This window comes from Streptomyces sp. NPDC005151 (assembly GCF_053599875.1).
In genome coordinates, this window is the sequence record NZ_JBSFYR010000065.1 from 22,730 (window position 1) to 43,179 (window position 20,450).

Sequence of the window (20,450 nt, forward strand, 5' to 3'; positions counted from 1 at the left end):
ACCTACGGGCAGGAGGGACGGGGCGACTTCGCTCCGTATGGATGGACGTGAAGCGATACTTCCGTGGGCCGGTCATGTGGATCGTGCTGGCCGTCCTCGCCGTGGTCGTGTTGATGCAGGTCGTCGGCTCGTCGGGCGGCTACAAGACGGTGGACACCGGCAAGGTGATCCAGGCGATCAGCAAGAACCAGGTGGAGCAGGCCAAGCTGACCACCGGCGACGAACAAATCCTCAAGATTGAGCTGAAGGACGGCCAGAAACTCTCGGGCGAGTCCGGCAGCAAGTTCCAGGCGAGCTACATCGGTGACCAGGGCGTCCAGCTCGCCGACACGCTGCAGAAGAAGTTCGAGAGCGGTGACATCGAGAAGGGTTACACCGTCTCGCCGTCGAAGCAGTCCCCGTTCATCTCGATCCTTCTCTCGCTGCTGCCCTTCGTCCTGATCGTGGTCGTCTTCCTGTTCCTGATGAATCAGATGCAGGGCGGCGGCTCCAAGGTCATGCAGTTCGGCAAGTCCAAGGCCAAGCTGATCACCAAGGACACCCCGAAGACGACCTTCGCCGATGTGGCGGGGTCCGACGAGGCTGTCGAGGAACTCCACGAGATCAAGGAGTTCCTCCAGGAGCCGGCGAAGTTCCAGGCCGTCGGCGCGAAGATCCCCAAGGGTGTCCTGCTGTACGGGCCTCCCGGTACGGGCAAGACGCTGCTCGCACGCGCCGTCGCGGGCGAGGCCGGCGTCCCGTTCTACTCGATCTCCGGTTCCGACTTCGTCGAGATGTTCGTCGGTGTCGGTGCCTCCCGGGTCCGTGACCTGTTCGAGCAGGCCAAGGCGAACGCCCCGGCGATCGTCTTCGTCGACGAGATCGACGCCGTCGGCCGGCACCGCGGTGCGGGTCTCGGCGGTGGTCACGACGAGCGTGAGCAGACCCTGAACCAGCTGCTTGTCGAGATGGACGGCTTCGACGTGAAGGGCGGCGTCATCCTGATCGCCGCCACGAACCGGCCGGACATCCTCGACCCGGCGCTGCTGCGCCCGGGCCGCTTCGACCGGCAGATTGCGGTCGACCGGCCGGACATGCAGGGCCGTCTCGAAATCCTCAAGGTGCACCAGAAGGGCAAGCCGGTCACCCCGGACGTCGATCTCGGCGCCGTGGCCCGTCGTACGCCCGGTTTCACCGGTGCCGACCTGTCGAACGTGCTGAACGAAGCGGCGCTCCTCACGGCGCGCAGCAACAAGAAGCTGATCGACAACGAGATGCTGGACGAGGCGATCGACCGTGTCGTGGCGGGCCCGCAGAAGCGGACCCGGATCATGTCCGACAAGGAGAAGAAGATCACCGCGTACCACGAGGGCGGACACGCCCTGGTCGCGGCGGCTTCCCCCAACTCGGACCCGGTGCACAAGATCACGATCCTCTCCCGCGGCCGCGCCCTCGGTTACACGATGGTGCTGCCGGAGGAGGACAAGTACTCCACGACGCGCAACGAGATGCTCGACCAGCTGGCCTACATGCTGGGCGGGCGCGCGGCCGAGGAGCTGGTCTTCCACGACCCGACCACCGGCGCTGCGAACGACATCGAGAAGGCCAGTGCCACGGCCCGCGCGATGGTCACGCAGTACGGCATGACGGAGCGGCTCGGCGCGATCAAGTTCGGCGGCGACAACACCGAGCCCTTCCTGGGCCGGGAGATGGGCCACCAGCGCGACTACTCGGAAGAGGTCGCGGCGCTCGTCGACGAAGAGGTCAAGAAGCTCATCGAGACCGCGCACAACGAGGCGTGGGAGATCCTCGTCGAGAACCGCGACGTTCTCGACAACCTGGTTCTCCAGCTGCTGGAGAAGGAGACCCTCGGCAAGGAGCAGATCGCCGAGATCTTCGCCGGAATCGTGAAGCGTCCGGCCCGCCCGGCGTGGACCGGCTCCGCACGGCGTACGCCGTCGACGCGGCCGCCGGTGCTCTCGCCGAAGGAGCTCGCCCTCACCAACGGGGTCACCACGGCCAACGGGTCGACTCCGACGGACACCGCCGCGGCCACCGAGGCGATCCCTGAGGACCGTCCCGAGAGCTAGTGCGGACCCCGGTGTGGCCCCTGTCACGGGGGTCCACCGACCCGGAATGGATGCCGCGCCCCCCAGGTTTTAGCCTGTGGGGGCGCGGCTTTTTGTATGTCTGCGCGATGTCCGCGCAGGTGACAGCTGAAGGAACGAGGCACAGATGACCGACCCGGTGACGCTGGACGGCCAGGGTTCGATCGGTGAGTTCGACGAGAAGCGGGCCGAGGCAGCGGTGCGCGAGCTTCTCCTCGCCGTCGGGGAGGACCCGGACCGGGAGGGGCTGCGTGAGACGCCGGGACGGGTGGCGCGGGCGTACAAGGAGATATTCGCGGGTCTGAACCAGCAGCCGGAGGACGTCCTGACGACCACGTTCGACATCGGCCACGACGAGATGGTGCTGGTCAAGGACATCGAGGTGTTCTCGACCTGCGAGCACCACCTGGTGCCGTTCCGTGGGGTCGCGCATGTCGGGTACATCCCGGCGACCACCGGCAAGATCACGGGCCTGTCGAAGCTGGCCCGGCTGGTCGACGTCTACGCCCGGCGCCCGCAGGTCCAGGAGCGGCTGACCACGCAGATCGCCGATTCACTGATGAGGATCCTGGAGCCGCGCGGAGCCATCGTCGTCGTCGAGTGCGAGCACATGTGCATGTCGATGCGCGGCATCCGCAAGCCCGGGGCGAAGACGCTGACCTCGGCGGTACGCGGCCAGCTCCGTGACCCCGCGACGCGCGCCGAGGCGATGAGCCTGATCATGGCCCGCTGAGGGCCGGGGGCGGAGCGTCAGGCGGAGGCGGCGCTCTTGTCGTCGTCCTTGTCCTCCGGGAGCTTGCAGACGCGCTCCAGGAACAAGGCGGCGGCGACCACCCCGATCCCGGCCAGCACCGCGAAACCGGCGTAGATCGCCTGGTCGCGGCGGGCCGGGATGTCGAGCGAGCCGAGCAGGAAGACCCCGGTGCCGCCGTACAGGCCGGCGACCAGCGACACGACGAGGGCGCTGGCCTGGCCGAAGACCACGGCGCGGGCGGCCATCAGCGGCTCGACACCCTTCGCGCCCGGGCGGCGCTCCCGCTGCGCGCGCAGCCGGGAGCGGATGGAGAGCGCCGTCGCGAGCAGGATGACGGCGATCACCGCGAGCACGATGGGCGCGGCGATCGGCACGCTCGGCAGGGTCGCGAGGGAGTCCCAGAGGCGGGCACCGCCCCAGGACAGCACGCCGGCCGCGGCGAAGAGTCCGGCCAGTACCCCGAGCCGTAGTTGCTTCACCGAGAAAGCCGCCCTTCGCCGCCGGCCGACCGGGCCGTTCGCCCGTCTGTCCGGCTGTCTGTTCTGTGTCCTGTGCTGACCTGCCCTGAGCCTAACGACTACTCGGGCAGGCGGAGTTCCAGATCGGCCCGGGGGCGTACGCCGTCGCGGCCGATCGTGCCGAGCAGCTCCGCCACCGGGCCGTGGCCGGGCAGCTGCGCCTCGGGGTCGACGTCGTACCACGGGGCGAGCACGAAGGCCCGCTCGTGGGCCCGGGGGTGGGGAAGGGTCAGCGCCGGGTCGTCGGAGACCACATCCGCGTACGCCACGATGTCCACGTCGATGGTGCGCGGGCCCCAGCGCTCCTCGCGGACGCGGTCGAAGGCCTCCTCGATGGCCTGGCCGCGCTCCAGGAGGGAGGACGGGGGCAGCGTCGTCTTCACGACGATCACCGCGTTGAAGTACGACGGCTGGGAGCCGGGGGCGACACCCCACGGCTCCGTCTCGTACACCGGGGACACCGCCTTGACCCGGAGGCCGGGGGTGTCCTCCAGGGCGTCGATGGCGCCCTGCAGGGTCTCCAGGCGGTTGCCCAGGTTGGAGCCGAGCGAGATCACGGCCGGTTTGGGGTTGGAGAGGGTGATGTCCGCCGCGTCGACCTGCTCGACCACGGAGGCGGGCACCGGCTGTACGGTCGGGTCGCTCTGCCCCTCGGTAGAAAATGCTGTCATGCTCGGCTCCGGGTGATGGTGATGGTCACGTCGTCGAACGGGACGGTGATCGGCGCATCCGGCTTGTGCACGACGACCTCGACCTCCTCGACGCCTTCGTGTCCCAGGCACTTCTGGGCGATGCGCTCAGCGAGCGTCTCGATCAGATCGACCGGCTCGCCCTGCACGATGTCGACGACCTCCTCGGCGACCACGCCGTAGTGCACGGTCTTGGTCAGGTCGTCCGCGGCTGCCGCGGGGCGGGTGTCGAGGCCGAGAACCAGGTCGACAATGAAGGTCTGGCCCTCTTCCCGTTCCCGGGGAAAGACGCCATGGTTCCCACGGGCCTTGAGGCCGCGCAGCGCGACACGATCCACGCGAATCACTCCTGCTGTTGTTGGTCGTAGAAACACGGGGCCGCGTGCGGACGGCAAGGTGCCCTCTTTCGAATCTACCTGCGAGCGCGGACAGTGCTTGCCTGCGGGGGCTATGGATGGGACCGCGCGGGGCTGGTAGGCGCGTCCCCTACCCCGCAGCCCGGAGTCCAATCCCCTCGGGGGCGTATCCGCCCGGGACTGCGCCCCCGCAGGGGGTCAGGAGGGCGACTCGTCCTCGTCCTCGTCCTCGTCCTCGGTCAGCACCGGGGACCCGTGATGGGACCAGAGCTTCCAGCCGTCCTCGGTGCGGCGGAACACATTGGTGGCGACGACGAGTTGGCCGACCAGTGGTCCGAGCTCGCCGCCGTCCTCCGCGGGACCGCCGCTGAGGATGTTCTCGGTGCAGGTGACCAGGGCCGTTTCCCCGGTCATCGAGACCCCGATATCGGTCAGGAAGAACTGGATGTACTCGGTGTTCGCCATGATCAGGGCGTAACTGCGCAGCACCTCGCCGCGTCCGCTGAGCACCGGCCAGCCGGGGTGGACGCAGGAGATCGTGAGGTTCTCGCCGGGCAGCCAGAGCCCGGAGAGCTCGTCCAGGTCGCCGCGTTCCATCGCCTCGTAGAAGGCGGTGTTGGCCTGTTCGACCGCCGCGATGTCGGCAGCCACCTGTTCCTGGTCGTCGCTCACGCGGCTCCCTCGACGGCGCGGGCGACCCGGACGGCGTCGGCGGTCGCCCGGACCTCGTGGACCCGGACGGCCCAGGCGCCCGCCTGGGCGGAGAGGGCGGAGATCGCGGCGGTGGCCGCGTCGCGTTCCCGGGCGGGCGGCGGTGCGGCGCCCTCACCGGCCAGCACATGGCCGAGGAACCGCTTGCGGGAGGCGGCGACCAGCAGGGGGCGGCCCAGCGCGCGCAGCTCGTCGAGGTGGGCGACGAGGGAGAGATCGTGGGCGGCGTCCTTGGCGAAGCCCAGGCCGGGGTCGACCACGATTCGTTCGGGGGCGACACCGCCCGCGACCACCGCGTCCATCCGCGTCCGCAGCTCCGCGACGACCTCGGCGACGACGTCCTCGTACACCGCACGGCTGTTCATCGACTTGCTGAAGCCACGCCAGTGCATGACCACGAACGGCGCTCCGGCGGCGGCGACGACCGGGATCATGTCCGGGTCGGCGAGCCCGCCGCTCACATCGTTGACCAGCGCCGCACCTGCGGCGACGGACTGTTCGGCGACCCGGGCCCGCATGGTGTCCACGGAGACCGTGATGCCTTCCTGGGCCAGCCCCCGGACGACCGGGATCACGCGCCGCAGCTCCTCGGCCTCGTCCACCCGGCTGGCGCCGGGACGGGTCGACTCGCCGCCGACATCGACCAGGTCGGCACCTGCGGCGACCAGGTCGAGGCCGTGCTTGATCGCAGCCGTGGTGTCGAACCAGCGGCCTCCGTCGGAGAAGGAGTCGGGGGTCACATTGACGACACCCATGACCGCACAGCGATCCCACTCCGGCAGGCCCTGGACCGTGCCTCGTCCACGCAACGTACTCATGCGACCAGCGTAGGCCCGTACGGAGCGGTGTTACGCCGCGCTGGTACCGCGCTCCGGTCCGGGACCCGGCGCGTGGGCGCAGGGCCGGGGCCGGGAGGCCGGGAATCGGCGGGCGAACGGACGGGGCAGCCCGACGTTGACGAAGCCCTCGGCCTGCATCGCGGCGAACGAGATCCGGGGCAGGTCGCGGCTGGAGCGGTAGACGACGAAGCGGGGCTCCCAGCGGGGCCGGAATTTGGCGTTGAACTTGTACAGCGACTCGATCTGGAACCAGCGCGACAGGAAGATCAGGAGCCCGCGCCAGCCCCGCAGCACCGGGCCCGCGCCCAGTTTCTCGCCGCGGGCGAGCGCCGAGCGGAACATCGCGAAGTTCAGCGAGACACGCTCGATGCCGAGCCGGGGCGCGTCGTGCAGGGAGGCGACGATCAGCAGCTCGTTCATCCCGGGGTCGGCGGCGCGGTCGCGGCGCATGAGCTCCAGGGACATGCCGTCCGTGCCCCACGGGACGAAGTGGAGCACGGCCTTCAGATCGCCGTACGGGGAGTCGGCGGTGTGCTCGTCGGCCTTGTGGGCGGTGGCGATGATGCAGTCGCCGTCGGCCGGGTCGCCGATCCGGCCGAGCGCCATGGAGAAGCCGCGCTCGGTATCGGTGCCGCGCCAGTCGGCGGCGGCCCGCCGGATGCGGGCCAGCTCGGTCTCGCCTATGTCGCGGACGCGCCGGACGCGGGTCTCGTAACCGTTCCGCTCAATGCGCTTCACCATCTGGCGCACGTTGCGCATCGCGCGCCCGGCGAGCGAGAAATCCGCGACATCCACCACCGCCTCGTCGCCGAGCTCCAGCGCGTCGAGCCCGGTCTCGCGGGTCCAGACCTCGCCGCCCGTCTCACTGCAGCCCATTACCGCGGGGGTCCAGGAGTGCGCCTTGGCCTCGTCCATGAAGCGTTCGATGGCGCCCGGCCAGGCCTCCACGTCGCCGATCGGGTCGCCGCTGGCCAGCATCACCCCGGACACCACGCGGTAGCAGACGGCGGCCTTGCCGCTGGGGGAGAAGACGACGCCCTTGTCGCGACGGAGCGCGAAGTGGCCGAGCGAGTCGCGGCCGCCGTGCTTGTCGAGGAGTGCCCGCAGCCGGACCTCGTCCTCCTCGGTGAGCCGGGCGGCCGGATGCTCGGGGCGGAACGCGAGGTAGATGGTGGTGACGGCGGTCAGCAGACCGAGTGCGCCGAGCGAGTAGGCCACGGTCCAGGAGGTCACTCCGGCGTACTCGACGGGGCCCTCGAAGCCGAACAGCCCGTACAGGACGTGCTGGAGACGGTCGGCGATGGAGGGGTTGCCGACGACGTGGCCGGGGTGAACGGAGACGATGATCAGCCCCAGGCTGAGCGAACCCGCCCCGAGGAGAACGAAGTTGGCCAGCGCCCTCCAACGGCTGCGCGGGTCGGGGAGCGCGGCGAATTCACTCCGGTGGAGGACCAGCAGACAGCAGAGCGTGAGGGAGACGAGGACGCCGAGGATCGAGTGCCGGTAGACGAACTGCGCTGCCGCGCCTGCCGGCAGCAGGACCACGGCGGCGCGCCAGGCCCGCCGTTTGTTCCGCTTGAGGCCGTGGGCGAGGAGCAGCAGCAGGACGCCTGCGCTCAGCGACAGCGCGGCGGCGAAGGGGCCGAGGGCTCCTGGAAGGACTTCGGCGAGCGTGTGCATCCGGCTGTGCCGGAAGCGCGGGAACACCCCTGCGGCGACGTCGATCAGACCGACGAGGGTGCAGGAGGCGCCGACGAGCGCCGGTACGGATTCGGGGTGCGGTCCGCGTACGAACTTGCGTACAGCATTCGGAACCGATTCCGATTTATCCCCATCTAGAATGATAGACATCGCTTCCCGTGGCTCCGCGAGAGATTCTTGAGTCCGTCGGCCGAAGCGGTCCGGACGATGTGCGACCTCTAGGACGAGGCTTCCGGGCGATGGGTTCACCCGCATCCCGGAAAAATCCTGACAAGAAGGCTCACCCAACCATGGGGCTCACCAGCAAGGCAGTTCTGACCCTGTCCACTGTGCTGACCGTCGTTCTGTTCGCTGCCACGGTCCTGATCTGGCCGAGACTGGCCCGCCGCAGTGTGCCCGCGGTGTTCGGCCGGGTCGGCCTGCTGCTGGCGACCCAGGTGATGGTCTTCACCTCGGTCGGTCTGATGGCCAACAACTCCTTTCTGTTCTACGGCTCCTGGGCCGATCTCTTCGGTACGCAGCAGGAACTGGGCGTGGTCACGGACGGGGCGGCCGGGACCCTGGCATCGAAGAACATTGTCCGGGTCGGGATACAGCGGCCGGACGTCCCCGGTGATTTGCGCCCGACGACGGCCGGCCGGATCGACAAGGTCGTCATCGCGGGGCGGCGGTCGAAGATCAAGAGTTCGGCGTACGTGTATCTGCCGCCGGAGTACTTCCAGCCGGAGTACGCCAACCGGAAGTTCCCCGCGGTCGTCGTCCTCACCGGCTATCCGGGCACCGCGGAGAACCTCCTGAAGGGTCTTGCGTATCCACGCACCGCACTCGATCGGGTGAAAGCCGGACGGGCACAGCCGATGATCCTGGTGCTGCTGAGGCCCACGGTCGCGCCGCCGCGGGACACCGAGTGCGTGGACATAGCGGGCGGGCCGCAGACCGAGACGTTCTTCGCGAAGGATCTGCCCCAGGCGGTCTCGGGCTCGTACCGGATCGGGAAGCGGGCACGGAACTGGGGCATCATGGGCGACTCGACCGGTGGGTACTGCGCACTGAAGATCGGCCTGCACCACCCGGACAGGTTCGCGGCGAGCGCCGGTCTGTCCGCGTACTACAAGGCGGCCGAGGACCCGACGACCGGTGATCTCTTCCACGGGAACCGGGCGGAGCGCGAGCGCGCGAACCTGCTGTGGAGCCTGGACCATCTGCCCCAGCCCGAGTCGTCGTTCCTGGTGACGACGTCACGGCAGGGCGAGGGGAACTACCGGAGTACGCGGAGGTTCATGGCGAAGGTGAAGGCGCCCGCCCAGGTCTCCTCGATCGTGCTGGACAGCGGCGGGCACAACTTCAACACCTGGCGGCGCGAGATCCCTTCGGCGCTGGAGTGGATGAGCAGCCGGCTGAGCGAGAACTGACCGAGTGCGGCAGGCTCGTGGAGATGCCGGGCGCGTGCCCCCGGTTCAGAGCCTGTCGGGTGGCCTCCGATCGGGCGGCCACGCGGTCTGGCACGCACGCTTCCCGCGTTGCCGAAATGCCCTAGTAGCTCCTTCCCCAAGCTCTCAGCTTCGTTCGAGCAGGGGAGACCCCATCCGAGGGCCCTCCGGCGCCTTGGAATCGCACGCACCAGACCGCGTCCGCTTTCCGATCGAAGGCCACCCGACAGGCTCTCAGAGCGAGCCTGCCCGGGCCACCGTCTCCACATTCACGTCGGCGCGCGGCAGGTCCTGGGCGTCCGCGTCGATCGAGCGGCGCAGCGCCTCATGGAGGCGGGCGGGGGTGAGCACCCCGAGGAACCGGCCGGTGCTCTCCTTGTCGATGACCGCGATCCAGCCCGCGTCGTGCTGCAGCATCGTGGCGAACGCCTGCTTGAGCGGGGCGCCGACGGGGAGCCACGCTTCCATGCGGCGGGCGTGTTCGCGGACCGTGCCCTTGGCCTCGGTGAGGGCGGTGCCGGCCGGGATCCAGCCGTGCAGATGGTCGTCGGCGTCCAGGACGACGGCCCAGCGCGCACCCTCGGCACGCAGCCGCTCGGTCGCCCGGGAGAGCGGGTCGTCCAGATGGACGACGGGCGGCTGGTCGAGATCGCTCTCCTCGATGGGGGTCACGGAGAGCCGCTTGAGGCCGCGGTCGGCGCCGACGAAGTCCGCCACGTACGGGGTGGTGGGGGCACCGAGCACGGTCGCGGGGGAGTCGAACTGCTCGATGGAGCCCTGCCCGTAGACGGCGATGCGGTCGCCGAGCCTGACGGCTTCCTCGATGTCGTGCGTGACGAACAACACGGTTTTCCGGACCTGGGCCTGGAGTTTGAGGAATTCGTTCTGCAGCCGTTCACGGACCACCGGGTCGACCGCACCGAAAGGCTCGTCCATCAGCAGTACCGGCGGATCCGCAGCCAGCGCCCTTGCCACTCCTACGCGTTGGCGCTGACCACCGGAGAGCTGGTCCGGATATCGGTCACCATAAACGGAAGGATCGAGTCCGACGAGGTCGAGGAGTTCGGCGGCGCGCTCGCGGCCCTTTCCCCGCTTCCAGCCCAGGAGATGAGGAACCGTCGCGGTGTTCTCCAGCACCGTCCTGTGCGGAAACAGCCCGACCTGCTGGATCACATAGCCGATACGGCGGCGGAGCCGCACGGGGTCGATGGCGGATATGTCGTCCCCGTCGAGGAATATCCGGCCCTCGGTCGGTTCGATCAGCCGGTTCACCATCTTCATGGTGGTGGTCTTGCCGCAGCCGGACGGCCCTACGAGCGTGACCAGTTCACCTTCGGCCACTTCGAAGGAAAGGTCGTCGACTGCGGTCGTGCTGTCGGCGTACCGCTTGGTGACGTGCTCGAAACGGATCATGGTTCCCCATTGTGGCGCGTGTTCTGTGAAGGACATGTTGCTGGAATACAACGGCCTCGGCGATTGTCAGTGGTCGGGGATAGGGTCGCCAGACATCAGTACGGACCGGCGAACGGGAGGTGGGGGACGGATGGCCGGACAGAACTGCCTGGTGACGAACGACTGGATCTGCGGTGAGTATCTCCGTTCCCGTAGCCAGGAGTTGACCGATGCGACCGTTCAGCACATCTGGCTCACCGCTGTCTCGGTGGTGATCGGACTCCTGGTGGCATTTCCGCTGGCGCTGCTCGCGCGCCGCAGCCGGCGTATTGCGGGACCGGTGCTCGGACTGACGACGGTGCTCTACACCGTGCCGTCGCTGGCGATGTTCTCGCTGCTGCTGCCGCTGTTCGGGCTCTCGGCCGCGCTGGTCGTCACCGGGCTGGTGCTGTATTCGCTGACCATTCTCGTACGGAACATCCTGGCCGGGCTCGAAGCCGTGCCGCAGGAGGCGAAGGACGCCGCGAAGGGCATGGGATACGGGCCGGGCCGACTCCTGTGGGAGGTCGAACTCCCGCTCGCCCTGCCCGCGGTGATGGCCGGGGTCCGGATCGCCACCGTCTCCACCATCGCGCTGACCACGGTCGGCTCGATCGTCGGCAGAGGCGGCCTCGGCAACCTCATCGAGGACGCCCTGCCGAGCTTCTTCAAGGCACAGGTGCTCACCGCTTCGGCGCTCTGCGTGCTGCTCGCGGTGGTCGCGGACCTGCTGCTGCTCGGGGTGCAACGGCTGCTGACGCCCTGGACCCGCATACGCACGACGCGCGACGCCGTGGGTGCGGTCGCCAAGGTGAAGGCGGTCTGACCCATGGGAGTACTCGGAGAGGCCTGGACCTGGCTGACCACCGGCGCCAACTGGTCGGGGGAGAGCGGGGCGGGGCACCGGCTCGGCGAGCATCTGTACGTCAGCGGGGTGTCACTCGCGCTGGCCTGCGCGATCGCGCTGCCGGTCGCTCTGTACCTGGGGCACATCGGGAAGGGCGGCGCACTGGCCGTGAACCTCTCCAATGTGGGGCGGGCGATCCCGGTCTTCGCGGTGCTGGCCCTGTTCATGGTGTCGCCGCTGCGCAACGCCGGTTATGTGCCGACGATCACCGCGCTGGTCCTGTTCGCCGTGCCGCCGCTGCTGACCAACGCCTATGTCGGGATGACGGAGGTGGACCGGTCGGTGGCCGAGGCGGCGCGCGGCATGGGGATGTCGGGCGGCCAGCTCTTCGTACGGGTCGAGCTCCCGCTCGCCTACCCGATGATCATGACCGGTCTGCGCTCGGCGGCGGTCCAGGTGATCGCCACGGCGACGATCGCCGCCATGGTCGGTCAGGGCGGGCTCGGCCGCATCATCACCGCCGGCTTCAACACGTACAACACACCGCAGGTGGTTGCCGGCGCGCTGCTCGTCGCCGTGCTCGCCCTGGCGGTGGAGGCCGTGCTGGTGGGGCTGGACCGGGCCCTGTCGCCGCTCCGCCGCCGCCGGACCGCCTGGCCCATCCGATTTACCCAACACAACTCGTAATCAGCCCTGTTGCTGTGGACGGAGAACATCATGAGCAAGACCTTGCGCATAGCGGGCGCGGTCATCGGCATGGTCGCACTGGCCGGCTCGCTCGCCGCCTGCGGCGGCGACAGCCTGGAGAAGGACAAGGGCGGCTCCGCCGCGTCCGGTGACTCGGGGAAGAAGGGCTCGCTCGTCGTCGGCGCCGCGGCTTTCACCGAGTCCAAGGTGCTCGCCGAGCTGTACGCACAGATCCTCGGCGACGCCGGATACAGCACCTCGGTCACCACGGTGAAGAACCGGGAACTGTACGAGCCGTCCCTGGAGAAGGGCGAGATCGACGTCGTACCGGAATACGCCGCGACGATCGCCGAGTTCCTCAACGCCAAGGCGAACGGCGCGAAGACGGCCGAGAAGAATCCGGTCGCCTCCGGTGACGCGGCGGCCACCACCGCCGCGCTGGAGAAGCTCGCCACCCCGCGCGGACTGAAGGTGCTCCCGTACGGCGAAGCGGTCGACCAGAACGCGTTCGCGGTGACCAAGGAATTCGCCGACAAGAACAAGCTCAAGACCCTTTCGGATCTGGGTGCGTCCAAGCTGAAGGTGAAGATCGCGGCGGGTGACGAGTGCGAGGTGCGGCCCTTCTGCGCACCGGGTCTGAAGAAGACGTACGGCATTGATGTCACCGGTATCGACCCGAAGGGAGTCGGCACCCCGCAGTCCAAGCAGGCCGTCAAGGACGGCAAGGACCAGCTGGTCCTCACGACCACCACGGACGCGGTGCTGGACAGCTTCAACCTGGTGTTCCTGGAGGACGACAAGAAGCTCCAGAATGCGGACAACGTCGTTCCGGTTCTCAATGCCAAGGACGCCGGAGCGCAGGACATTGCCGATGCGCTCGGCAAGCTCACCAGGACGCTCACCACCGAGGACCTCGCGGAACTGAACCGCAAGGTCGACGCCGAGCGTGCCAAGCCGGCCGATGTGGCCAAGGACTATCTGCAGTCGAAAGGTCTGATCAAGAAGTAGGAAGGGACCACTCCGGGGGCTGCCGGGTAACCCGTCAGGTAACCGCCGGGGAACAGATTGCCGGGTGGCCTCCCAAGCGACCCGCACGCACGGTAAATTTCAGGCCATGCCACGTGGACGTCATCGCCATTCGCCACCTCTGCACAGAATCCTTCCGCCTTCGGTTGTCGCCGGAGCGTCGGTCGTCTGTGCTGCGGGCGCCTGGCTCCTCGCCGAGCCCCTGGTCCTGCGCGGACTGGTCGCCGCCGCTGCGGCCGCCGCCGTCACCGGTGCGTATCTGATGCGCTCCTGGGACCGGGAGGCCGGCCGTCGCGTCGCGGAGCTGATGCGTGCCCGCGCAAGCGACGAATGGAAGACCGAGGAGCGCATCGCGGAGCTCGAGGCCGACCTGGAGGAGTCGCGGGCCCTGCGCGTCCGGCTGGAGACGAAGCTGCGCCGCAAGCGTGTGGAGCTCGCCGGTCTGCGCGGCGAGCACGCCGCACTGCTGCGCCGTTACGCCAACGCCGAGACCGAGCGGGCCAGCGCGCTGGAGGGACGCAGGCAGCTCGCGCTCGAAGCGGCCGCCTCGCCCCGGGAGCTGCCCACGGCCCGCTCCACGCCGACACCGGCCGCGTATGCGCGCGCCGCTCAGGCCCTGCAGGACCTCACCCGCAACGCCGCGCTCCAGGAGGCCCGCCGCACCGCCGAGCAGGCCAGGAAGCGCGATCTCGCGGAGCGAGCCCAGGAGGCGGAGGAGCGCAAGGGGAAGCACGCGGCGGCCGCTGCCGAGCAGCACCGCCGCCCGTCGGCCGCCCTGCCTCCGGCCCGCCCGTCCACCGCGCTCCCCGCGCCGCGCGCCGTCCCGGCCGCCACCGCGGTCGTTCCGTACGCCGCGTCCCGCCGTCATCCGGTGCCGCAGGGCAGCTTCGACTTCTTCGGTACGCAGAAGGCGCGCGCCGCGATCGAGTCCGTGCAGAACGAGGACCTCGCGGACGTGGTCGGCGAGGAGGCGCTGGCAGCGCACCGCACGGGGACGGCGCAGAACCGGGCCGTCGGCAAGGTCATCGACCTGACCGCGCACGACGAGACGGAGCAACTGGACGTCGTGGAGCTGCGCAGCGCGATCTCGTAGGCCCTGGCCTGCCGCCGGTCGGTCGTCGGCGGAGCTACTTGTCGATGTCGCCGACGACGAAGAACAGCGAGCCCAGGATCGCGACCATGTCGGCGACCAGCGTGCCCGGCAGCAGCTCGGTGATCACCTGGATGTTGTTGTACGAGGCGGAGCGGAGCTTCAGCCGGTACGGGGTCTTCTCGCCCTTGGACACCAGGTAGTACCCGTTGATCCCGAGCGGGTTCTCGGTCCAGGCGTAGGTGTGGCCCTCGGGGGCCTTCAGCACCTTGGGCAGCCGCTGGTTGATCGGACCGGGCGCCAGCCCGGCCATCCGGTCCAGGCACGCGTCCGCCAGGTCCAGCGCGTTGTGGGTCTGTTCCAGCAGGCACTCGAACCGGGCCAGGCAGTCGCCCTCGGTGCGGGTGACGACCTTGAGGGTGTCCTGCAGCTCCCCGTACGCCAGATACGGCTCGTCGCGCCGCAGATCGAAGTCGACCCCGGAGGCGCGGGCGATCGGCCCGGACACCCCGTACGCGTGCACGGTCTCGGCGGACAGCACACCGACACCGCGGGTACGGCCCCGGAAGATCTCGTTTCCGAGCACCAGCCGGTCGTACACGTCCATCCGTGAACGGACCGACGCGACGGCGTCCCGGGCGCGGCCGAGCCAGCCCGCCGGGAGGTCCTCCTTGAGACCGCCGACCCGGTTGAACATGTAGTGCATCCGGCCGCCGGAGACCTCCTCCATCACGGCCTGGAGCTCCTCGCGTTCCCGGAAGGCGTAGAACACCGGGGTGATGCCGCCCAGTTCGAGCGGGTACGAGCCGAGGAACATCAGGTGGTTCAGCACCCGGTTCAGCTCGGCGAGCAGCGTCCGCGTCCAGACCGCGCGCTCCGGGACCTCCATGCCGAGCATCCGCTCGACAGCCATCACGACACCCAGCTCGTTGGAGAAGGCCGACAGCCAGTCGTGACGGTTGGCGAGCATCACGATCTGCCGGTAGTCGCGCGCCTCGAAGAGCTTCTCCGCACCGCGGTGCATATAGCCGATGACGGGCTCGGCGTGCTGGATCCGCTCGCCGTTGAGAACGATCCGCAGACGGAGCACGCCATGTGTCGAGGGGTGCTGAGGCCCGATGTTGAGCACCATGTCGGTGCTCTCCGCCGCGCCACCGATGCCGACCGTCGTCTCCGTCATACGGCCAGTATTCCCTGCGCGCCGCACGGCGCGCTCCGGGCCCCGGGCTTTCCGGCCCGTCCGCCCGGCGCCCCGGGCCGCGTTGCCTCCGGGGCGCTGCCTGGGAGCCCGCTCGTCAAACGCCGGAGGGGCTCGACAGGCTCGCCCCCACCCGTTGCATCAGCCACCCGAAATCGCCCAGCCCGCCCCGTGCGGTCAGCTCGGCCGCCTCGCCCGCCGACGCCAGCGCCCGCACATACGCCGCCGGGTCGGTCGAGGCGAGTGCGAGCGACGGCCGCTCCCCGCTGACCCCCAGCCCCCGCAGCGCCTCCCGCTGATCCACCACCTCCGGCCCCATCCCGCCCCCCGCACCCGCCGCCGCGCACGCGTCCAGCGCCACATGCGAGGTCAGGTCGCAGCTGCCGTCCGGCACCGGCCGCACCTCGCGCCCGGCCCGGAAGCCGGTCAGCGTGCCGAACGGCGGCCGCGCCTCCCGTACGTGGGCGTAGTCGACCGCCACCGCGAGCCCTTCGGACAAGGTGGCGACCGCCCGCGCCCACGCCTCGTCGCGCGGCCGCCCGATCTCCGCGCGGCTGCCGGGACCGGCCGACGGCCACCAGCGGCGCAGCCACTCGGCGTCTGCTCCGGTCACCGGTGCGCCCAGCCGCTCCGTGCCGTCCGCCGTCCGGACAAGCACATACCGGTCGACGCCGTCCGCGTCGGTCTCCGCGACCGGCGTCGGCACGTTGTCCAGCCACTCGTTGGCGAACAGCAGCCCCCGCACCCCCTGCGGCGGCTCGGCGCACCACTCGATCCGGGGGTCAAGACCCGGCGGCCGGGCGGCAATCTCCACCGCGTACGCCCGTACCGCGAGCCCCGCCGGGGCGATGCCCGGCAGCGCCGCCAGCACCCCCGTCAGCAGCTCGCCCCGCCCGGCCCCGAGGTCGACCAGATCGACCCGGTCAGTTCCCAGCTCCCGCGCCGTCCCGGCCAGCAGCCTGGCCACGGCGGCGGCGAACAGCGGCGAGGCATGCACGGAAGTACGGAAATGCCCGGCAGGCCCCTCGGGGCTCCGGTAGAACCCCCCGTCCCCGTACAAAGCGGTCTGTGCCGCCTCCTGCCACCCACGCCACTCATCCGTCACGGAGCCAAGTCTCCACCTTGGGGAGTACGGTCCCAGGAACCGGATCGGCCCTTCGGCTGACCCAGTCACCTATCGGCCTTCCCTACGCTGGGTTACGTGCAGCGCCTCTACGACTTCATCCGCAGACACCCGACGGGCGTCGACACCTTCTGGGCTGTCGTCCTCCTCGGTCTCTCCGGCCTGTCCGTGGTGGCCGACCCGAGCCGCGGATCGGAGCGGCTCCCCGCCGTGCCGATCACCATCGGCCTCTGCCTGGTCGTCGCGCTGCGCCGCAGGGCACCGGAGAAGATGCTGCTGCTCGCCGTCGCGATGGGCGTCGCGCAGCTGGTGTTCGGCGTTAGACCGAGCGTCGCGAACTTCGCCATGCTGGTGATCACCTTCACCGTGGCCACGGTCGGTGAGCGCTGGGCGTCCCGGCTCGCGCTGGTCTGCAGTCTCTGCGCGGCCGGTCTCTCACAGCTGCGCTGGCCGAACGAGATGCGCGGTGGCTGGGCGCAGGAGGTCTTCGTCGTCGTCGTCATGACGGTGCCGTTCGTGCTCGCCTGGGTGCTCGGCGACTCGATGCGGACCCGGCGGGCGTACTTCGACCAGCTGGAGGAGCGCGCCGCCCGGCTGGAGCGGGAGCGCGAGGCGCAGTCGAAGGTCGCGGTGGCCGCCGAGCGGGCCCGTATCGCCCGCGAACTGCACGATGTCGTCGCACACAACGTCTCCGTCATGGTGGTGCAGGCCGACGGTGCGGCGTACGTGATGGACGGGGCGCCCGACCAGGCCCGGCAGGCCCTGGAGACGATCTCCAGCACCGGCAGGCAGGCCCTCGCCGAGATGCGCCGGCTGCTCGGCGTGCTGCGGACCGGCGACGCCCGGGAGAGCGGGGAGTACGTCCCGCAGCCCGACGTCGAGCAGATCGAGGACCTGATCGAGCAGGTCAGGCAGACCGGCCTGGCAGTGGACTTCAAGATCGAGGGCACCCCGCGCCCGCTCCCCAGCGGGGTCGAGCTGACCGCGTACCGCATCGTGCAGGAGGCCCTGACCAACACCCGCAAGCACGGTGGCCCGGACGCCGGTGCGAGTGTGCGGCTGGTCTACTTCGACGACGGGCTCGGGCTGCTGGTCGAGGACGACGGCCGGGGGGCCGCGCACGAACTGTACGAGGACGGCGGCGCCGACGGCGCGGGCCACGGGATGATCGGCATGCGGGAGCGGGTCGGCATGGTCGGCGGCACGCTCGACGCCGGGCCGCGCCCCGGCGGCGGTTTCCGGATCAGCGCGCTGCTGCCGCTCAAGCCCGCCCACTAGCCCACTGACCCTTGCTGGACAGGAACAGGAGACAAGGACCCTCATGGCGATCCGCGTGATGCTCGTCGACGACCAGGTGCTGCTGCGCACCGGTTTCCGGATGGTGCTCGCAGCCCAGCCGGACATGGAGGTCGTCGCCGAGGCCGGCGACGGCGCGGAGGCGATCGAGAACCTTCGTTCCACCGACGTGGATGTGGTGCTGATGGACGTCCGCATGCCGAGGCTGGACGGCGTCGAGGCGACCCGGCGCATCTGTGGCGGGCCCGATGCGCCCAAGGTGCTCATCCTGACCACGTTCGACCTCGACGAGTACGCCTTCTCCGGACTGAAGGCGGGGGCCAGCGGCTTCATGCTCAAGGACGTGCCGCCGGGCGAGCTGCTCGCCGCGATCCGTTCGGTGCACAGCGGAGACGCGGTCGTCGCCCCGTCCACCACGCGGCGACTTCTCGACCGCTTCTCGCCCTTGCTGCCGAGCAGCGGCAACGAACCGCAGCACAAGGACGTCGGCAAGCTCACCGAACGCGAACGCGAGGTGATGCTGCTGGTGGCGCAGGGCCTGTCGAACGGCGAGATCGCGGCACGCCTGGTGCTGTCCGAGGCGACGGTGAAGACGCACGTCGGCCGCATCCTCACCAAGCTGAACCTGCGCGACCGGGTGCAGGTCGTCGTCCTCGCGTACGAGACGGGGCTGGTGCGGGCCGGCGGGGGCGGGGCGGGCTGACCGGCATCGCGGCCTCTCCGTGGGACCCGTCCGGGCTTAGGGCTTCCCCCGCGATAGGTAATGGGCTCCCGACGCCCTGCGACTCCGCTTGCGGCGTTGTCGTCGGTCACCGACGCTCCGCGTCGACTCCGTCCTCCGCCGTGCCATCGAAGCCGCATGACGCCGCTCGCTGATCCACTCCCTGCCGCGGGGGAGGCCGTTAGGCACAGGCGGCTGCACCGGGCCCACGGCGCCCGGTGCCGCTCACCGCAGCACACCCTCCAGGAAGTCGCTGCCGAGCCGGGCCACCACGGTCAGGTCCAGCTGGTGCAGTACGTAGCGGCCACGGCGTCGCGTGGTGACCAGGCCGGCCTTCTTCAGTACCGAAAGATGCCGGGAGACCTCGGGTGCCGTGATGCTGTGCGAGTCGGCGAGTTCACCGGTGGTGTACGGGGAACGGGCGAGGTTGCGGCACAGGCGCATCCGCATGGGGTGGGCCAGCGCCTCCATCCGCAGCTGCAGGATCTCGACCGAGGCGGGGGACGGCAGCTCCGGGCGGTGCACCGGGTAGTGGATCACCGGGCGCCAGCCGGGTGCGTGCAGCACCATCAGATGCGGCCAGCCGAAGCTGGACGGGATGAGGGTCAGCCCGGCGCCGATGGACGGGTCGGTCGCGGTGGTCGAGCCCTTGGTTATTTTGTCGACACTGATCCGGCTGCCGCTCTCGTCGAGCGAGAGCGCTGCGGACACCGCGCCCAACGCCTCGCCGGCGCCCTTGCGGCGCAGCAGATCTGTCTTGTGCCGGGCGTCGGCGACCAGCTGGACCTGGACCCGGCGCCAGGTGTCCGCGAAGAACGCCTCGTCGCAGTCCTCGAAGAGGCGCCGGACCCAGCGGCGTACGGGGGCGGGGTCGGCCAGCAGCTGCTGGGTGAACTCCACCTGCCGCGGACCGCGCGCCGCCGCCATGTCCAGGGCCCGGGCGCGCATGCCCGGGTCGCTGAGCGGGGAGGGCGCGCCGATCCCGTACAGGCTGGCGCAGGTGAACTCCAGGGCGGAGGCGACGAACCGCTCGTCGTCCAGCCGGTCGAGGATGTCGAGGTCCTCGGCGAGCGTCGCCCCGGTCCTGCCGTCACCGCCGCGGACCCCGGCGAACGCCATGAAGACGTCCGAGAACGTGTTCCGCCACAGGAACTCGGCCTCGTGCAGCCGGTCGGCCAGGTCCGGCTCCAGCACACTGCCGGTCGCCGTCGCCCAGCCGTGCAGGCCGGGGTGGTGCCCCGGCTCGGAGAGCGCATGCAGCGCGAGCCCCAGCTCGGCGAGGGGCGAGGTCTCGAAGACGATGCGTTCGGACGGCAGTCCCGCGATGTCGATGTTCACGCTCACCCGTCCATAGTGCCGGGTGCGGAGAGAGCGTCACGCGCCATTTGACGGTGGTCGTCAATCGACGGGCCGGACCCGCCGGAGCGGCCCAGGCTGAGGTCATGGACGCGATGCAGCAACACATGATCGACAGCTACCGTGCAGCTCAGCACGGGGAAGCGCCGCCGCCACTGCCTGGCCGGCACGACTGGGAGGTCGTGCGGGAGGCCCGCGACGCCCGCCGCTTCGAAGCGGTGATCGAAGGCCGCCCGGCGAACCGCCGCTGGAGAACGGCCCTACGAGAACGCCTCACCCGCCGCCCGCCGGGCACCGTCGGCCGGTCCGGCAGCTCCGCCCGGCCCGTCGGTCCCGGCACTTCCGGCCCGTCCGGCGTGTGAGGACGGAACGGGTGCTCGGACGACCGGGGCACCCGTTGACCGGGGCGGTGGCCCTGGCGCCACCAGCCGGCCCGTCCGGCGCTTGAGGACGGAACGGCCCCGGACGCCCCGGCACCCGCTCCTCTAAGACCGACCGGCAATTGGGGGGCGGCGTCACGGGGCTGGGGCACGCACCTCGCGGCGTTGTCGTCCATCACCATGGCTCCGCCATGGCTCAATCCTCCGCCT

20 protein-coding genes are annotated in these 20,450 nt (G+C 70.0%); 10 read left to right on the forward strand and 10 right to left on the reverse strand.

The genetic code is table 11. The features are described 5' to 3' along the window. The first annotated feature begins 41 nt into the window (after positions 1–41). Together ftsH and folE are read left to right on the forward strand one after the other, a co-directional pair. Entirely contained in the window at positions 42–2,069 is a 2,028-nt protein-coding gene (gene ftsH, locus ACWD6R_RS28165; protein WP_451821267.1) for an ATP-dependent zinc metalloprotease FtsH, read from the forward strand. Between the two features lie 145 nt (positions 2,070–2,214). Next, on the forward strand, positions 2,215–2,820 hold the full coding sequence (gene folE, locus ACWD6R_RS28170) for a GTP cyclohydrolase I FolE (RefSeq protein WP_451821268.1): 606 nt from the start codon (positions 2,215–2,217) through the stop codon (positions 2,818–2,820). A 17-nt stretch (positions 2,821–2,837) separates the two neighbouring features. On the opposite strand, the gene ACWD6R_RS28175 is transcribed toward folE, so the two are convergent. From ACWD6R_RS28175 to ACWD6R_RS28200, 6 genes are all read right to left on the reverse strand, one after another. Next, the gene (locus tag ACWD6R_RS28175; protein ID WP_366689382.1) at positions 2,838–3,320 is read right to left on the reverse strand and encodes a DUF3180 domain-containing protein; all 483 of its coding nucleotides are present in this window, start codon (positions 3,318–3,320) and stop codon (positions 2,838–2,840) included. A gap of 98 nt (positions 3,321–3,418) precedes the next feature. Beyond that, a complete protein-coding gene (gene folK, locus ACWD6R_RS28180; RefSeq protein ID WP_451821269.1) occupies positions 3,419–4,030 on the reverse strand; it encodes a 2-amino-4-hydroxy-6-hydroxymethyldihydropteridine diphosphokinase in 612 nt (203 codons plus the stop codon). Further along, positions 4,027–4,386: a dihydroneopterin aldolase gene (gene folB, locus ACWD6R_RS28185; protein ID WP_266984344.1), complete on the reverse strand. Its 360-nt coding sequence runs from the start codon at positions 4,384–4,386 to the stop codon at positions 4,027–4,029. Before folB ends, folK begins: the two co-directional genes overlap by 4 nt. Before the next feature lie 216 nt (positions 4,387–4,602). Beyond that, complete coding sequence (locus ACWD6R_RS28190; protein WP_451821270.1) at positions 4,603–5,076, reverse strand: nuclear transport factor 2 family protein; 474 nt, start codon at positions 5,074–5,076, stop codon at positions 4,603–4,605. Further along, positions 5,073–5,933 carry a dihydropteroate synthase gene (gene folP / locus ACWD6R_RS28195; protein ID WP_451821271.1) on the reverse strand — a complete coding sequence of 287 codons (861 nt, stop codon included), beginning with the start codon at positions 5,931–5,933 and terminating at the stop codon, positions 5,073–5,075. Before folP ends, ACWD6R_RS28190 begins: the two co-directional genes overlap by 4 nt. Before the next feature lie 30 nt (positions 5,934–5,963). Next, positions 5,964–7,805, reverse strand: a complete 1,842-nt coding sequence (locus tag ACWD6R_RS28200) for a phosphatidylglycerol lysyltransferase domain-containing protein (RefSeq protein ID WP_451821272.1) — start codon at positions 7,803–7,805, stop codon at positions 5,964–5,966. A gap of 140 nt (positions 7,806–7,945) precedes the next feature. Between ACWD6R_RS28200 and ACWD6R_RS28205 the strand changes: the two genes are divergently transcribed. Continuing rightward, entirely contained in the window at positions 7,946–9,067 is a 1,122-nt protein-coding gene (locus ACWD6R_RS28205) for an alpha/beta hydrolase (protein ID WP_451821273.1), read from the forward strand. 252 nt (positions 9,068–9,319) lie between these two features. Here ACWD6R_RS28205 and ACWD6R_RS28210 read toward each other — a convergent pair whose 3' ends face one another. Beyond that, complete coding sequence (locus tag ACWD6R_RS28210) at positions 9,320–10,498, reverse strand: betaine/proline/choline family ABC transporter ATP-binding protein (protein WP_451821274.1); 1,179 nt, start codon at positions 10,496–10,498, stop codon at positions 9,320–9,322. Between the two features lie 130 nt (positions 10,499–10,628). On the opposite strand from ACWD6R_RS28210, the gene ACWD6R_RS28215 reads away from it, so the two are divergent. The 4 genes from ACWD6R_RS28215 to ACWD6R_RS28230 all read left to right on the forward strand — a co-directional run bounded on the left by ACWD6R_RS28215 (position 10,629) and on the right by ACWD6R_RS28230 (position 14,169). Continuing rightward, positions 10,629–11,342, forward strand: coding sequence for an ABC transporter permease (locus tag ACWD6R_RS28215; RefSeq protein ID WP_451821275.1), 714 nt, complete (start codon positions 10,629–10,631; stop codon positions 11,340–11,342). A 3-nt stretch (positions 11,343–11,345) separates the two neighbouring features. Continuing rightward, positions 11,346–12,050: an ABC transporter permease gene (locus tag ACWD6R_RS28220; protein ID WP_451821276.1), complete on the forward strand. Its 705-nt coding sequence runs from the start codon at positions 11,346–11,348 to the stop codon at positions 12,048–12,050. 30 nt (positions 12,051–12,080) lie between these two features. Next, positions 12,081–13,058: an ABC transporter substrate-binding protein gene (locus ACWD6R_RS28225; RefSeq protein WP_451821277.1), complete on the forward strand. Its 978-nt coding sequence runs from the start codon at positions 12,081–12,083 to the stop codon at positions 13,056–13,058. Between the two features lie 106 nt (positions 13,059–13,164). Beyond that, on the forward strand, positions 13,165–14,169 hold the full coding sequence (locus tag ACWD6R_RS28230) for a hypothetical protein (protein WP_451821278.1): 1,005 nt from the start codon (positions 13,165–13,167) through the stop codon (positions 14,167–14,169). A 34-nt stretch (positions 14,170–14,203) separates the two neighbouring features. Here the strand turns inward: ACWD6R_RS28230 and ACWD6R_RS28235 are convergent, their stop codons facing one another. Then, positions 14,204–15,346: an NADH-quinone oxidoreductase subunit D gene (locus ACWD6R_RS28235; RefSeq protein WP_451821279.1), complete on the reverse strand. Its 1,143-nt coding sequence runs from the start codon at positions 15,344–15,346 to the stop codon at positions 14,204–14,206. A gap of 115 nt (positions 15,347–15,461) precedes the next feature. Further along, positions 15,462–16,469: an SAM-dependent methyltransferase gene (locus ACWD6R_RS28240; RefSeq protein ID WP_451821280.1), complete on the reverse strand. Its 1,008-nt coding sequence runs from the start codon at positions 16,467–16,469 to the stop codon at positions 15,462–15,464. Positions 16,470–16,565: 96 nt separating this feature from the next. On the opposite strand from ACWD6R_RS28240, the gene ACWD6R_RS28245 reads away from it, so the two are divergent. Next, positions 16,566–17,765 (forward strand): sensor histidine kinase, encoded by a 1,200-nt coding sequence (locus tag ACWD6R_RS28245; protein WP_451821281.1) that lies wholly within the window; start codon positions 16,566–16,568, stop codon positions 17,763–17,765. Between the two features lie 43 nt (positions 17,766–17,808). Further along, positions 17,809–18,486 (forward strand): response regulator, encoded by a 678-nt coding sequence (locus tag ACWD6R_RS28250; RefSeq protein WP_451821282.1) that lies wholly within the window; start codon positions 17,809–17,811, stop codon positions 18,484–18,486. A 243-nt stretch (positions 18,487–18,729) separates the two neighbouring features. Here ACWD6R_RS28250 and ACWD6R_RS28255 read toward each other — a convergent pair whose 3' ends face one another. Continuing rightward, positions 18,730–19,842, reverse strand: coding sequence for a DUF5937 family protein (locus ACWD6R_RS28255; protein WP_451821284.1), 1,113 nt, complete (start codon positions 19,840–19,842; stop codon positions 18,730–18,732). Positions 19,843–19,946: 104 nt separating this feature from the next. Between ACWD6R_RS28255 and ACWD6R_RS28260 the strand changes: the two genes are divergently transcribed. Beyond that, on the forward strand, positions 19,947–20,222 hold the full coding sequence (locus ACWD6R_RS28260) for a hypothetical protein (RefSeq protein ID WP_451821283.1): 276 nt from the start codon (positions 19,947–19,949) through the stop codon (positions 20,220–20,222). Positions 20,223–20,450: the final 228 nt, after the last annotated feature.

What these genes read in the sequence shown, in the direction of transcription:
- ACWD6R_RS28225 (WP_451821277.1), top strand. Translation starts at nt 12,081, where the DNA reads ATGAGCAAGACCTTGCGCATAGCGGGCGCGGTCATCGGCATGGTCGCA.
- ACWD6R_RS28260 (WP_451821283.1), top strand. Translation starts at nt 19,947, where the DNA reads ATGGACGCGATGCAGCAACACATGATCGACAGCTACCGTGCAGCTCAG.
- ftsH (WP_451821267.1), top strand. Translation starts at nt 42, where the DNA reads ATGGACGTGAAGCGATACTTCCGTGGGCCGGTCATGTGGATCGTGCTG.
- folP (WP_451821271.1), bottom strand. Translation starts at nt 5,933, where the DNA reads ATGAGTACGTTGCGTGGACGAGGCACGGTCCAGGGCCTGCCGGAGTGG.
- ACWD6R_RS28210 (WP_451821274.1), bottom strand. Translation starts at nt 10,498, where the DNA reads ATGATCCGTTTCGAGCACGTCACCAAGCGGTACGCCGACAGCACGACC.
- ACWD6R_RS28220 (WP_451821276.1), top strand. Translation starts at nt 11,346, where the DNA reads ATGGGAGTACTCGGAGAGGCCTGGACCTGGCTGACCACCGGCGCCAAC.
- ACWD6R_RS28205 (WP_451821273.1), top strand. Translation starts at nt 7,946, where the DNA reads ATGGGGCTCACCAGCAAGGCAGTTCTGACCCTGTCCACTGTGCTGACC.
- folK (WP_451821269.1), bottom strand. Translation starts at nt 4,030, where the DNA reads ATGACAGCATTTTCTACCGAGGGGCAGAGCGACCCGACCGTACAGCCG.
- ACWD6R_RS28215 (WP_451821275.1), top strand. Translation starts at nt 10,629, where the DNA reads ATGGCCGGACAGAACTGCCTGGTGACGAACGACTGGATCTGCGGTGAG.
- ACWD6R_RS28250 (WP_451821282.1), top strand. Translation starts at nt 17,809, where the DNA reads ATGGCGATCCGCGTGATGCTCGTCGACGACCAGGTGCTGCTGCGCACC.
- folE (WP_451821268.1), top strand. Translation starts at nt 2,215, where the DNA reads ATGACCGACCCGGTGACGCTGGACGGCCAGGGTTCGATCGGTGAGTTC.
- ACWD6R_RS28230 (WP_451821278.1), top strand. Translation starts at nt 13,165, where the DNA reads ATGCCACGTGGACGTCATCGCCATTCGCCACCTCTGCACAGAATCCTT.
- ACWD6R_RS28200 (WP_451821272.1), bottom strand. Translation starts at nt 7,805, where the DNA reads ATGTCTATCATTCTAGATGGGGATAAATCGGAATCGGTTCCGAATGCT.
- ACWD6R_RS28235 (WP_451821279.1), bottom strand. Translation starts at nt 15,346, where the DNA reads ATGACGGAGACGACGGTCGGCATCGGTGGCGCGGCGGAGAGCACCGAC.